The organism is Kitasatospora sp. NPDC088160 (genome assembly GCF_044741445.1).
In the GTDB taxonomy this organism is placed as follows: domain Bacteria; phylum Actinomycetota; class Actinomycetes; order Streptomycetales; family Streptomycetaceae; genus Kitasatospora.
Genome location: NZ_JBIUSS010000002.1, coordinates 203,260 through 216,234 on the forward strand (window position 1 = coordinate 203,260; position 12,975 = coordinate 216,234).

At 70.6% G+C, this 12,975-nt stretch carries 13 protein-coding genes; 8 read left to right on the forward strand and 5 right to left on the reverse strand.

Features of this window, described 5'->3' with window-relative positions; genetic code table 11:
* Nucleotides 1-63: 63 nt before the first annotated feature.
* Entirely contained in the window at nt 64-663 is a 600-nt protein-coding gene (locus ACIOGZ_RS03470) for a hypothetical protein (protein ID WP_363629123.1), read from the reverse strand.
* A 150-nt stretch (nt 664-813) separates the two neighbouring features.
* On the opposite strand from ACIOGZ_RS03470, the gene ACIOGZ_RS03475 reads away from it, so the two are divergent.
* Together ACIOGZ_RS03475 and ACIOGZ_RS03480 are read left to right on the forward strand one after the other, a co-directional pair.
* A complete protein-coding gene (locus ACIOGZ_RS03475; RefSeq protein ID WP_363629122.1) occupies nt 814-1,407 on the forward strand; it encodes a hypothetical protein in 594 nt (197 codons plus the stop codon).
* A gap of 68 nt (nt 1,408-1,475) precedes the next feature.
* Complete coding sequence (locus ACIOGZ_RS03480; RefSeq protein ID WP_363629120.1) at nt 1,476-1,955, forward strand: hypothetical protein; 480 nt, start codon at nt 1,476-1,478, stop codon at nt 1,953-1,955.
* Nucleotides 1,956-1,960: 5 nt separating this feature from the next.
* Here ACIOGZ_RS03480 and ACIOGZ_RS03485 read toward each other — a convergent pair whose 3' ends face one another.
* Nucleotides 1,961-3,217, reverse strand: coding sequence for a NucA/NucB deoxyribonuclease domain-containing protein (locus ACIOGZ_RS03485; RefSeq protein WP_363629118.1), 1,257 nt, complete (start codon nt 3,215-3,217; stop codon nt 1,961-1,963).
* Nucleotides 3,218-3,539: 322 nt separating this feature from the next.
* Complete coding sequence (locus ACIOGZ_RS03490) at nt 3,540-4,022, reverse strand: hypothetical protein (protein WP_363629116.1); 483 nt, start codon at nt 4,020-4,022, stop codon at nt 3,540-3,542.
* A gap of 39 nt (nt 4,023-4,061) precedes the next feature.
* Between ACIOGZ_RS03490 and ACIOGZ_RS03495 the strand changes: the two genes are divergently transcribed.
* Nucleotides 4,062-5,272, forward strand: a protein-coding gene (locus tag ACIOGZ_RS03495) for an IS3 family transposase (RefSeq protein ID WP_400984660.1) whose coding sequence is annotated in 2 segments (ribosomal slippage) — nt 4,062-4,308 and nt 4,308-5,272 — 1,212 coding nt in all. Because the reading frame shifts where the segments join, the coding sequence is not laid out codon by codon here.
* On the opposite strand, the gene xerC is transcribed toward ACIOGZ_RS03495, so the two are convergent.
* The gene (gene xerC / locus ACIOGZ_RS03500; protein ID WP_363629113.1) at nt 5,250-6,863 is read right to left on the reverse strand and encodes a tyrosine-type recombinase/integrase; all 1,614 of its coding nucleotides are present in this window, start codon (nt 6,861-6,863) and stop codon (nt 5,250-5,252) included. The two genes, ACIOGZ_RS03495 and xerC, sit on opposite strands and share 23 nt — an antisense overlap.
* Before the next feature lie 452 nt (nt 6,864-7,315).
* Between xerC and ACIOGZ_RS03505 the strand changes: the two genes are divergently transcribed.
* The 4 genes from ACIOGZ_RS03505 to ACIOGZ_RS03520 all read left to right on the forward strand — a co-directional run bounded on the left by ACIOGZ_RS03505 (nt 7,316) and on the right by ACIOGZ_RS03520 (nt 10,295).
* The gene (locus tag ACIOGZ_RS03505) at nt 7,316-7,537 is read left to right on the forward strand and encodes a helix-turn-helix domain-containing protein (protein WP_363629111.1); all 222 of its coding nucleotides are present in this window, start codon (nt 7,316-7,318) and stop codon (nt 7,535-7,537) included.
* Nucleotides 7,538-7,610: 73 nt separating this feature from the next.
* Complete coding sequence (locus tag ACIOGZ_RS03510) at nt 7,611-8,756, forward strand: hypothetical protein (RefSeq protein WP_363629110.1); 1,146 nt, start codon at nt 7,611-7,613, stop codon at nt 8,754-8,756.
* Complete coding sequence (locus ACIOGZ_RS03515) at nt 8,753-9,031, forward strand: hypothetical protein (protein WP_363629108.1); 279 nt, start codon at nt 8,753-8,755, stop codon at nt 9,029-9,031. Before ACIOGZ_RS03510 ends, ACIOGZ_RS03515 begins: the two co-directional genes overlap by 4 nt.
* A 67-nt stretch (nt 9,032-9,098) precedes the next feature.
* Nucleotides 9,099-10,295, forward strand: coding sequence for a hypothetical protein (locus ACIOGZ_RS03520; protein ID WP_363629106.1), 1,197 nt, complete (start codon nt 9,099-9,101; stop codon nt 10,293-10,295).
* On the opposite strand, the gene ACIOGZ_RS03525 is transcribed toward ACIOGZ_RS03520, so the two are convergent.
* A complete protein-coding gene (locus ACIOGZ_RS03525) occupies nt 10,289-10,507 on the reverse strand; it encodes a hypothetical protein (protein WP_363629105.1) in 219 nt (72 codons plus the stop codon). The genes ACIOGZ_RS03520 and ACIOGZ_RS03525 overlap by 7 nt on opposite strands.
* A gap of 458 nt (nt 10,508-10,965) precedes the next feature.
* Between ACIOGZ_RS03525 and ACIOGZ_RS03530 the strand changes: the two genes are divergently transcribed.
* On the forward strand, nt 10,966-12,675 hold the full coding sequence (locus ACIOGZ_RS03530) for a DEAD/DEAH box helicase family protein (RefSeq protein WP_400984666.1): 1,710 nt from the start codon (nt 10,966-10,968) through the stop codon (nt 12,673-12,675).
* The last annotated feature ends 300 nt before the right edge of the window (nt 12,676-12,975 follow it).

Genomic DNA, 12,975 nt, shown 5'->3' on the forward strand with positions numbered 1-12,975 from the left:
TCGGACCGAATCCTCACCCTTCGTGCGCGCCCCCGGTGCCGGCGCCCCGGCCTTCCCGCCGGATCACTGCCCTGAGCGATTGCCCCGCCGCACCGCCAGCCAGGCCGTGGTGGCCGCTGCCGCCACGGCGATCGCTCGGTGGAGCGCCTGGTCGAGTTCGTGCCAGGCCGTCCCGGGTCCGTACAGTGAGGTCGTGACCACGCCGTTCTCGTCCAGCCGGACGGCCGCGCACCCTTCGATGTAGCTGCTCTTGCCGAAGCGCCGGGCGAGAGCGGCCAGGACCGGCCCGCGATCGATCAAGGCGTGGGTGAGGCCGTTGACCGCGGTTCCGACCAGCAAGGGGCCGGCCGTCAGTCGGTAACCGCATGCCCGGGTGACGGCGATCGTTCCGGCGGCCTGTACGGCGCTGTAGGCCAGGACGTGCCGGGCAGCGCAGCGCCGCCCATGGGCGGAGGCGTGCAGAGTGCGTTCCCCGGGGAGGGCTGGGTTGTCCGGGGTGCACGGTGTGCCGTCCCGGTGCACGGGGTGGCTGCCGTGGAGGCGTTTGCCGTAGGCATCTCGGCCGGCCTGCGCCCACTGGTCGGCGAGTGGATGAAGCTCGCCGTAGACGGCGAGAAGTGCGCCGAGGAGTGCGAGGCGCCGGATGGTGGTGTCGCTGTTCATGGTGTCCTTTCGGGTTAGTCCTGACAGCTAGTCAGATCGGCGGTTCGGTGTTGCGCGGAAGCGGCTCGGGCTGCTCGCCGACGGCGAGCAGCCCGAGTGGAAATTGGTGAACGGTAATATGAGCGTGGCTAGTTGTGGAATGCTTCTGGGATGGCACCGTTGTCCGAGTCGCAGTACGCCGCCCGGCTCGTGGAGTACGAGATCGATCCCGAGGTGTTGTCGGGTCACCCCTTTGAGGGGCAGGCCCGTAGGGTGCTGTTGGAGAAGCTCCGCGCCGATGGAACGGACCGCGAGTCCGAAGAAGTAGTCGATCTGGTGCGCATGGTGGAGTGGCTGGCCTTGTGGCGGCTGGGCTCCGCTGCTGAACGGCCCCGGATTCCGGGCAGGGAGCAGCTCTACGTGTTGTCGTTCGTCGGCGCGACGAGTTCCTTTGTGAAGGTCGGGCGAACTAATGACTTCGCGGCTCGGCTGTGTCGGCACCGCATCAAGGCGGAGCGCGACGGGGAAGTCCTGCTCGACGCCTGGACGTCCGAGCCAGTTGCCGACGCGCTCCCCTGGGAGCAAGGGGTGCTCAGAGAACTTCGTCGTCGGCACCCGGGCGAGAGCAGGGGTGAGTACTTCTACGGCCTTGACTACGGCGAAGCGCGCAGCGTCGCGGATCAGCAGCGGATTCTGCTCGCACCTCGCTCGGTCGGGCTCCCGGCTGGGGAACGCCTGGGCGGTCGTGTTCGGAGCGTGTCGTAGTTCGGGCGCCCGTGGTCAACTTCGGTCATCGCCCCGGGCATCCCGTCCACAGTCCCTACGATCGCCGAATGACGATCTGGAACGGCGACCCGACGGACCTGCGGCACTTCGAGCTCCCCCAGGACGTCGACCTCATCGTCTGTTGTCCTGGTCCGGTTGACTACCAGCACTTCACCATCTGGGCCCCGCGTGACGATGGTTACGACCGGCCAGTGACGATCCCCCGGAACAACCGGCTCACCCCTGGCGCCGACAACCTCCTCGCCGCCCCCGGCCTGAGCTACTGGAAGCCGCGGTGCCTGTTCTCCTTCGCCCGCTGCGCGGGGCCGCAGGACGGCCCCGGCCCGGCATGGACACATCGAGGCACCGAGCCGATCCGCACCACCCCCGGGCGCAACCTCTTCGTGGAGACCCCCACCCACGGCCCGATCATCGAGTTCCCCGCGCCCGACCCCGGCACCTGGATGTGCGGCCTGTGGACCGCCCAGACGACAGAGCCGGACGGCGCAGAGATCGACCTCTACGACGTCCGGCTCTGGCCGGCGTGACCGGGCTAGTCGGCGATGTCCACGAAGAACGGGTCCTTGTCGAGGATTCGCTCATTCGCGTACCAGGCCGACAGTGTCCCGCCGGCGCTGAGGTTGTCCGTCTTGTTCACCGGCATGATCGAGTAGTTGGTGTCATCCTTGGCCGCGCCTTCCCACGTCGACGCGAATGGGTACTCGTCACACTGGAGGTCGTCCGCGAGCTGCCCGAAGTACTGCGTGCACATCGCTGCCACGACCGACCGGTTCTGGTTGTACCGGTCCTGCTGCGCTGTCCCGGCGCCTGGGGCGAGGCGGGTCAGCGGGATCGCTGAGTGGATGCTGCCCGGGATCACCTTGTCGCCGTCGGTTTTCTGCGGCCGTGTCCATACCCAGTTCTCCTGGGCCCACAGGATGTGCCGGGCCACGGTGCCGGCGCTGCCAGAGATCGCGTACCGGTCCATCACGTTGACGTGGTCCGTGAACACGGAGCCCGCGTTCCTGTTCAGGTACGGCGCCTGATCCAGTCGGACATTCACGTTGGTGATCGCCCCCCACGCCGGGATGTCCGAGTGTGCCTGCACCTGGAGATTGCAGCGCGACGTCTTCTCTACGTCCGTCAGCACGTCCGCGTTGTCGTAGGCCGTGACACTCATCGTCTGGCCGTCCTGCCACTGCTGGCTGGAGGTCGGGCTGATCCCGTTCTCCTGGATCAGGCACGCCGGATTGCCGTTCCCGGTGCTGGTCCATCCGACGACAAGGGCCGACGGCGCCGTGACGCCCTCGAACGAGAAGTTGTCGAACCCGACCTGTGCGGTCACCGTACGGCTGCCCGACCGCTTCGCCTGCCCGGCTACCGTGCACCGGTACTTCGTCAACCCGGCCACCGCACCGTCGACGATCGTGTAGAACCCGCACGTCGCGACGAAGCACCAGCCGAATCGGGTCGTGGTGGCGTTGGCCGGGCCGGTCGGGAACAGGGAGCGACAGTCGGCCAGAGTCGGTGCGTCGATCGCGGCCGCCAAGGCCGCAGAGGGCGTGGCCGTCGGCGAGGCGGCAGCCGTGCTCGGCTGCGCCGCGGCTGCCACCGCGCTGGCGGCCTCCTCCCGCGTGCCCACGTGGGTACCGATCGGCATCGGGTGGGCGGTGTCCGCCATCTGGATGGTGTAGGTGTCCTTGACTGGTGTGGCCTGGACGGCCTGTGCGCTGGTCATGAGCAGCGCGGCCGAGGCGATAACGCTGGTGAGGAGTCGAAGCGTTCCGGATCTGGACAGGAGAATGCGCATGCGGGCGCCTCCGAGAGCGGTTGCGGAACATCCGACGAAGCGTCGGGGGCAACCGACGTTATCGAACGGTCCAACGAATTGTTGGCGTTCGCAGAAGCTAGCCCAGCGCGGCCCTTGTGTCCGGGTGACCAGGTTGAGGCTGTCGCCCAGGCTTGGCAGTAGTACGGCGGGTCCAGCCTGCTGCGGCCCTGATGGGGCGTACTGGATGGTTCCGGCCATGCGCGGGGCAGCACCGCCGCCGTGTGGTTGGCGTGGTGGGGGCGCAGCAGGCAGCGGGGGCCGGAGCAGAACGCTCCGGCCCCACAGGTCTGCCCAAGGGCCGTTATGCCGTGACGATCCCGCCCGGGGGACCGTCATCGTCGGCCTCGGGGTAGTTGGCGCTGTAGAGCTGCGTGGCCTCCTCCAGGGCTTGTACGAACGCGCCCTTCACCGCTGCCTCGTCTGTGCCACGGGCTACGACCTCGACGGGTCCGCGCAGGCCGTGTCGGAGTTCCACGGTGGTGACGGCGGCTTGGTCGGTGAAGAGGTCGTGTTCGAACTCGAAGCACGGTTGGCCGGTGAGCGGCAGCTGGTAGATGCGCTTACCGGAACGACGGTCGAGGCTCGCCACGGTGGAGTACACCTGCTCGTGGCGGGGCTGCCTTTCCCATAGCCGGCCTCGGCCGGACCAGCGGGTGCGCTTGCTCGGCATCACGACGGGGAGGTCGTTCACTCTGGCATAGCCGTGCGCCAGGAGGTCGTTCCACAGGTCCACGATGGCCTGGGCGTCCTCGGCGTTGTGAGGTGACCCCTGTGATGTGGACACTCTGATGGCGGATCTTGATGGTCCGGGAAGATGGTTCATATGGCAGGGCGGAAGTACACGCCGGAGTTCCGGGCGGACGCGGTGGCGTTGTGGCGGGCCTCGGCGGGGCGGCGGACGATGAAGGACGTCGCGGCTGACCTGGGGGTCACCCGGGAGACGCTGCGGTTGTGGGTTCGTGCGGCCGACGGCGGCGGGCAAGCTCCAGCCAGTGGGTCGGGACCGGAGGGCCACCAGGAGGAGCTGGCCCGCTTGCGAGCGGAGAACGCCCGACTGTTGAAGGCGGAGAAGGAGTGGCAGCTGGAGCGGGAGATCCTCCGCCGGGCGGCCCAGTATTTTGCCAAGGAGATGAAGTGACGTCCCGCCGCTGGGACTTCATCTCCGAGTATGCCGGCGAGTTCGGCGTCCAGCGGCTGTGCCGGGTGCTGCAGGTCTCCCGCTCGGGCTACTACCGGTGGTTGGCCGGTGCGGACGCCCGTGCCAGTCGGCAGGCAGCCGATCAGGCCCTGGCGGCGGAGATCCGCGAGATCCACGCCGTCTCGGGCGAGACCTACGGAGTCCTGCGCGTTCATGCCGACCTGCAAGGATCCGGACACCACGTGAACCGCAAGCGGGTGGCACGGCTGATGCGCGAGCACGGCATCATCGGCCGCCACCTTCGCCGCCGGAAGCGGACCACCCTCCCCGATCCGGTGGCGCCGCCGGTGCCGGACCTGGTGCAGCGGGACTTCACCGCCTCCCGGCTCGACCAGCGCTGGTGCGGCGACATCACCTACATCCAGGTCGGCGGCCGGTGGCTGTTCCTGGCCTGCGTGATCGACATCTGCTCACGCCGGGTCCTGGGCTGGTCGATGGCCCCGCACATGCGGGCCGAACTGGTCGTCAACGCCCTTGAGATGGCAGTGGCAGCCCGGGGCGGCGAGGTAGCCGGGGTGGTGTTCCACTCCGATCGCGGGTCGCAATACGCCTCAGCCGCGTTCGCGGACGTCTGCGACCGGTACGGGATCCGACGCAGCATGGGTCGGGTCGGCTCCAGTTACGACAACGCCCTGGCCGAGAGCCTGTGGCAGAGCCTCAAACGAGAAGCTCTGTTCAGGACGCTGTTCTCCACGATGGAGCAGGCCCGAATGGTGATCCTGCGATGGCTCACGTACTACAACGCAAGGCGACGCCACAGCGCACTGGCCTACCTCTCCCCGATGGAGTTCGAACAACAGCAACGCACGACGGCTAAACTCTCACTCGCGGCGTAAACCCCTGTGTCCACAATCCGGGGGTCACCTCATTGGTCATGGCGACCTCGATGCCGTCGAGGACCAGCAGGTGCACGAGTGGGGCGCTGGTGCTCTTGCGGGACTTCATCGGGACGAGAGCGGCGGCTTTCTCGGCGTTCTCGCGGTCGAGGGAGGGCAGGACGGAGGTGTAGGTGTCGGCGGTCAGCACGTACGTGGCGTGGCCGAGTACCTCCTGCACGACCTTGAGGTCCGCGCCCGCGCCGAGCAGCAGGGTGGCCGCGAGGTGCCGCAGGTCGTGCAGGCGCACGGGCGGCAGGCCCAGCTTCTTGCACAGCAGCTCGAACCGGTCGGTGAGGTAGTCCGGGTTGATTTCGCTGCCGTCCTCGCGGACGAACACCTTGTCGGTCACCGGCCACGGCCGTCCGGCTTCGGTCGCGTCGCGACGGGCCTCGGCCATCCGGTCACGGTGGTCCCGCAGTTCCTGGAGGGTGTGGCTGTCGAGGGCGAGCGTGCGCTCGCTGTCCTGCTTCGGGGCCTTCCCGAGCGGTTTGCCCTTCACCGTGACCACCTGCCAGTCCACGGTGATGACGGCCGTCTCGAGGTTGGCCTTGGGCCAGGCGAAGCCGGCGCCCTCGCCCCGGCGCAGCCCCCGGAAAATGGCCAGGTGCCAGAATGCGCGCAGCCAGTCCCCCTCGATGCCGTCGAGGAACTGACCGGCCTGCTCCGGGGTCCACACCATGACCTTCGACGGCTTCTCGCCGGTGCGCTCCCACGCCTCCACCCGCTCCGGCGTCCACAGCAGCGCCTTCGGGCGCTTGCCGGAGGGCAGGTCGATCAGGCTCGCCCAGTTCCGGCTGACCTGACCTTTCTTGACCGCCGCCGTGAGGGCGGAGCGCAGGGTGGCGCGGATGCGCTGCATGGTCGCCGGGGAGACGATGCGCATCTGGGCGTGGGGCTCGCGCTTGGGTATCTCCGGCGCGGGCACCGGCGGAGGCGAGGCGTTCCTCTTCGGCCGGCCCGGCTTGCGCCCGTACAGGGCCTTCCACTCGGCGTACTCGGCGCGGGCCTTGGCGATCATCGCGAGCTCGTAGGCGATGATGATGTTGCGGGCCTGGATCGCGTCGAACATGTCGGTGATCGGCTCGGCGGTCAGGTCCTCCAGCTTGATGTGGCCGAGCGCGGGGATCAGGTAGATCCGGATGTGGCTCTCGTAGGAGCTGACGGTCGTCGGCTCCAGGGTCTTGCGCTGCTCCAGCCACTTGATCAGGTACTGGGCGACGGTGGTGCGGTGGTCGATCACCTCGCGGCGGTCGACCTTCGCGATGGCCTTCTTCAGGGCGGCTACGGCGGCGTCCTTGTCCGGGTAGCCGCCCTTGCGGTCCCGCTTGGGCTTGCCGTCGGCGCCGGGCTTGAGCTTGAGGTAGTACCACCACGTGCCGTGGGCCTTCTTGCCTTTCAGCTTCGGGCAGCGGGCGCCGAGTTCGCGCATCTTCGGCTTTCCGCCGGCGTCCAGCACGGGCTGCCTATTGTCGTCCAGGACGGGTTCGCGGCAGGCGCAGCGGCGGTACACCGACCCCGGGGTGTCGTTCTTCGGATCGCGCTCGCTCATCTCTCTCAATCGTCCCTCGGGCCCCGTTGGTTGGGGCGACGGTTACGGCACGCCCACAGTCACCAAAGCCGTGCTGGTCAGGGCACAGGCCGGTGCGGCGGTGGGGAGTTGGCCGCGACCGTACGGCCGGCGGGGGCGTTGGGTCGCGCCGAGGCTGGACAGGGGCAGCAGCGCTGCCGCCGACATGGACGGGCATGGACCGGGGTAGACGAGAAAGAGGCCGGAACGCCCCCGCCGTACGGTCGTCGCCCTGGTACCGCGTGGTCGAAGACGCCCGGCCCGGGCGGCATGCAATCCCCCGGTAAGACCGCCATTCTCGGCTTGCATGGGTTCTGACCTGCACAGATGTGGCCTTCGGTGTATCGGTGCGGCCGGTGCGGCACACACGGGAACTGCCCGAACCGGCCGTGGACGGCGGGACGGTAGGGCCCGGCGCGGGCCACAGTGCGGGCATGACGACGAGCCCCGTTCCCGCGCTTCCCGACCCGCAGGTCCAGCCGACGATGACCGTGCCCGAGGCCGGCCGCATTCTCGGCCTTGAGCGCGCTGCCAGCTACAACGCCGCCCGGCGCGGCGACATCCCGACGATCGCGGTCGGCCGCCGCCTCCTCGTGCCGACCGCGAAGCTGCGCGTCCTGCTGGGCCTCGACCACACCGCCGACACCGCTGCCTGAGCGCTGCCGTCGCCCCTCAACCGCCGTGCCGGCTTGCGGACCCGGCACCTCACTCTGGTAGGAGATCACCGGCATGCCCTGGTTCGCCGTCGGCGACAGTACGGACGACCACCCCAAGATCCTCGCCGCGGGCAACGCGGCCGTCGGACTGTGGGTGCGCTGCGGCGCCTACGCGAGCGCACACCTGACCGACGGGGTGATCCCCGCTGCGGTCGCGGCGAGGAGCGGCACCGCCACGCAGATCGCCAAGCTGCTCGCCTCCGGGCTGTGGCACGAGGCCGGACACGCATGCTCGCGCTGCCCGCAACCGCGGCGCGGCGACTACGTGATGCATGGCTACCTGGACGCCAACCCGAGCCGCCGCCAGGTCCAGGAGAGGCGCCGGCGCGCGGCCGAGAAGAAGCGCCAGCAGCGCAACCCGCCGCCGAACGGCGACGATTCCGACGACGGTCCGGGACCAAACTGTGCCCCATCTGACGAGGACTGTGCAGGCCAGCCGCCCGCATCCCGGGGGGACGTCCCGCGTCCTCGTGCGCGCCCGGCCCCTCCCCGCCCCTCCCGTAGGGAGGGGGCTGGTGTGGGTGGGGAAGGTGCAGGTGGGTGGGGGCCGGCGGCGCGCCGGCACCCCCTGCCCGACGGCTTCTGGCCGGACGCTGCGGCGCTGGCGTGGGCGGCGGGCGACGGTCACCTGGACCGCCTTGGCGGCCCGGCCGGACTGTCGGCCGTGACGGCGGCGTTCACGGACTGGCACCGGGGCCGCGCCACCCTCGGCGCCGACTGGCAGGCCATGTGGCGCAAATGGGTGCGCGAGCAGCGGCAGCAGCCTGGACTAGCGGCGTCCGGCCGTCTTGCCGGGCGCGGCCGCCGTGCTGCGGCACGCCGAGGAGCGGCCTACGCGGCGCAGGTGAGCGTGGCGGACCGGCTGGCCTCGATTGAGAACGAGATCGCCCGCGACCAGGAATCCGGGCCCACTGACAGGTCGTTGACGCTGCTCCCCGAACCGCCGGGTGGCGGGGGCCGGCCCGCAGGCGCGGCACCGATGCCGGGACAGCGGCCGCTGATGGCCGCGCTTCCCGGAGGCCGCGCGGCCGCCCCCGACCCGCTGGAGGTGCTGGAGGCGATCGCCGACCACGGCCAGGCCCACGCCGTCGCCCTGTTCGGCTGGCGGCAGGTGGCGGCACTGCTCGTCGGCTCCGACCCGCACGCCGGAGAAGCATGAGCGTGCTGCCGCAGCGAGGTCTCGCCCGGTGCCGCTGGTGCGGTACGGCGGTGCACTGGACCATCACTGTCGCTGGCGCGCGGCTGGCCGTGGACGTGAACCCCTGCACGCTCGGCAACACCGCGGTCTACCGGGACGGCACCGGCACCATCCGCTCGCGCCGGCCTACCGCAGAGCTGCCGCTGCTGTCGTACGAGCGGCTGCACCTTCCGCACGCGGCCACGTGCATCGCGCGGAATTCGGAGTACAACTCTTCGCTTCCTCGCGAGTCTTGAGGGTGGGGGGCTGAACCAGCCAATAGCGGCAGCCAAGTTGAGATCAGAGCGATGGAGGAACGGGCGCGTGGCGCAGGAGTACGAAACGGTGCTGGCAGCGCTGCGCCGATGGGGGAACGTCCGGCCGACCGAGGGCGGCTGGCTGGCGCGGTGCCCGGCTCACGACGACCGGCAGGGCTCCCTGCTGGTGCTCGCCGCCGGGGACGGCCGTGTGGAACTGGACTGCCTGGCCGACGGATGCGAGACGCAGGACATCTCGGCGGCGCTGCGGCTGGGCCCGGAGTACGTGGTGGCCGCGCCGCCGGCGTTCGAGGACGGCCCGGGTTGGATCTGGCCCGGGTACGTGCCGTCGGCGGGCGTGAGCCTGATCGACGGGGAGGACGGCGTGAGCACCATGGCGGTGGCCTTGGACGTCGCGGTGCGGGCGGCGACGGCGGCGGTCCTGCCGGACGGGCAGCAGCCCCAGGCGGCGCGCACCGTGCTGGTGCTCGCATCACCGCAGACGGTCGGGCAGGCGGCGGAACTGCTGGAGGCCTGCGGACCGGGCAGCGAGCGGGTCGAGGTGGCTGCCATCTTGGGCGGGCGCGGTGGGCAGCAAGGGCTGCGCCTGCCCGGCGACGCCGACCAGGTGGAGCGGTTCCTACGCGAGCGTCGCCCCGAACTGGTGGTACTGGACCTCATGACGATCTGCCCGTACCGGGTACCCGTCGAGAGGGCGTTGCAGGTGCTCGCGGAACTCGCGCAGCGCGTCGGCACGGCGGTCCTGGCGGTGCGGGACGCATCTAAGCGCGCGGGTTGGTCGTCTTCGCGCCGGGCGCAGGAGGCGTCGCGGTCCTCGTTCACGGCCGCGGTGCACATGGCTGTTCACGGTGCGGACGGGGCGATGGCCCTGGTGCCGGTGTCCACCGGAGCGTGGACGGTGATGGGCGGCTTGCAGTTCCACCAGGCGGGCCGCACGCGGCCGGTGGTGTGGAGCAGCCGCTTCGCGCGCGGGCGCAACGAGGCGATGGCTGGCGCGGATCTGCGGCGTCGGCGGCCGGCGAGCACCAGCGCCTACGCCTTCTTGAGCAGCATGTTGGCGGGCGGCCCGGCGTCGGCTCGGGAGGTGCTGGCTGCGGCGGCCGCCGTCGGGCTCGCTCCTCGGACGGTGCAGCGTGCCCGCCGACAGCTCGGGGTGGTGGCGACGAAGACGAGCCGGGGCTGGGTGCTGTCCCTGCCGGGCCGGGGCTCCTCTGGCCGAGGAGCCCCGGGGTCAGGTCAGTGAGTCGGCTGGGGGCTGCGGGGAACGGTCGGGGTCGGGGAAGGGGCCAGCGTCGGGAGCAGGGTGGCGGTCGGGGACGGTGTCGGGGCCGTGACGGTCGGGGCGGTCACGACCTGGGTGGTGGTGACGGTCACGGTGACGGTCGGGGCGGGCTCCGTGGCCGTGACCGTGACGGCCGGGGCGGTGACGGTGGCCGTGCCGGGTACCTCGGGCAAGGTGACGGCCGCCGGGCTCGGAGCCTCGGTAGGGGCGGGGCGGGGCACGTGGCCGCCGGGGAGAAGCGGGTGTCCGGGGCGGTCGGGGCAGTAGGGACGGTCAGGACGGGAGCAGTCAGGGGCTGCGCAGGGGCGGGGCTGAGCATCACGGTCGCCGGGTTGGCAGGGGCCGAGGTCGGTTGGGTGCTGATGGCCATGCCGGTGGTGAAGGCTGTGGTGATGGCGAAGGCGACTGCTGCGTGCCGGGCGGTGACTCGGGTGGTCAGGGCCATGGTGGGTCTCCTTGAGGTCGGGGCCGGGGGCTCGCGGTCCCCGGCTGGCGGTACCAGCCTCGCAGGAAAGTTGACCTAAGTCTATAAAGAAGATGCAGGTAAGTTATGGCGGGTTTTCTCGGCGCGACACCCCGCCGCTGTTCAGGCACCGTTGCCGCCGACCGGCAGCCCGCCCAAGGGGGTAGCGTGACCAAGCCACTGCTTGCGGTGCCCGCGCGCCGCCCCGGCAGGCTGGGGCGCCGCCTCTATGCCGACCTGTCTGCCTCGGCCCCCGCCATCCGCCGACGCTTCTACGCCACCCTCGACGCCGCCGACTGGGCGCAGGTCCTCGCAGCGGCCAGCGCGGAGGCTGGCACCCCCTACGCCTTGTGGGCCGACGACCCCGTGGCTTTCGTCGAGGACGTCCTCGGCGAGTCCCAGTGGACCCGCCAGCGCGACATCCTCGACGCCTTGGTCAACCACCGCCGCGTCGCCGTCCCCAGTTGCTTCGGATCCGGCAAGACCCACATCGCCGCCCGGGCGGCCGTCTGGTCCTCAGTCGTCCACCCCCCGGGCACCGCCCTGACCGTCACCACCGCCACCCGGGCCCGCCAGGTCCAGCGGCAGATGTGGCCCCACATTCGTCAGATCGTCGCCCGCGCGGGACTGCCCGGCGAGGTCGGCGTCACTCAGTGGAAGATGCCCGACCACCACGGCACCGACGTGGTGGTCGCCTATGGCTTCAGCGCCCCCGACCACGACGAGTCCGCCGTCCAGGGCATCCACGCACCCCGCCTGATGTTCATCGTGGACGAGGCCGGCGGCATCGGCCGGGTCATCGGCGCCGCCATGCGCGGTGCCCTCACCGGCGAACACACCCGCGCGCTGCTGATCGGCAACCCGCCCAGCGACGACGAGGGCTCGTGGTTCGAGCAGACCTGCGCCGACCCTGGGGTGCACGTCCTGCCCATCAGCGTCTACGACACCCCGCTGCTGTCCGGCGAGCGGACCCGGCGCTGCCGCGCCTGCCCGCCCCAGACCCCCGCCCACCTGCTCGCCTCCCACCTCGTGGACCCGCAGTGGGTCGAGGACACCATCCGCGACCACGGTGAGGACGCGCCGTTCGTCGCGGCGAAGGTCCACGCCCGCTTCCCCCGGGGCGGCCAGGCCCGAGCCATCCCCTCCTCCTGGGTAGAGCGCGCCAGCGACGCCCCGGAACGGGACGGCCCGGACTTCACGCCCCTCAACGCCCTCGGCCTCGACGGCGAGACCAGCCGCCACCGGGTCAAGCACGGCGCGTGGGTGCGACTCGGAGTGGACGTGGCGGCGGGCGGCGGCGACGAGTTCGCGATCGCCCGATCCGTCGGCGACCTCATAGAGCTGCGCCACGCCGCCGCCGGCCAGGACAACGCCGACCCGGTGGTCGTCGCCGGGGTCGTCCTGCGCGAGATCGAAGCCGCCCAACGGCTCGCCGACGCAATCGGCAGCACCACGCCGGTGCGCGTCAAGATCGACGGCGTCGGCGTCGGCTGGGGCGTCGCCGGCCTGCTGGAGGCCTGGCGGCGCGAAGGCCTCCACCGCGGGGAGATCGTCACAGTGATCGCCAGCGAAGGCACCGGCCGCGAAGACGAGGCCGCGACGCTGCGCCCCTCCAGCAAACGGGACGAGATGTGGCTGGCGATGAGGGCGCTGCTGTCTCCCCACGGCCAGGGATCGATACGGCTGCGCATCGACCGCCGCGCCCAGGCCCAGCTGTCCGCGCCCAAGATGTCGACCGACTCCAGCGGACACACCGTCATCGAATCCAAGCGCTCGATGCAGCGGCGCGGGGTCCGCTCGCCGGACCGAGCCGAGGCCGTCCTCCTCGCCCCCTACGAGCCGCAGACCGGCCGCCGCCGCGTCCGCATGATCGTCTGATGGAAGGTCAGATAATCCCTTGCTTGCGTGAATGTGCAAGGCAATATGCCTGCAATGCATATCTCAAGTATTCATGTTGACAGGGGAGATGGGCGAGGGTTTGGATGGCGTATCCACCGGGGCGAATCAGCCATGCCAAGCAGGGGGGTCCTGATTCCTTGGCATGAGCGCGATCCGTGTCGCCATGCTGAGGGGGACGAATGCCAGCGCTGGAGCATCTCACCGGGATGCGTGAATTCGGACTCAGGGAATTCCCAGGTACGGCCCCGGGCGCCCTGGCCCGCGTGATCAAATCCGTCT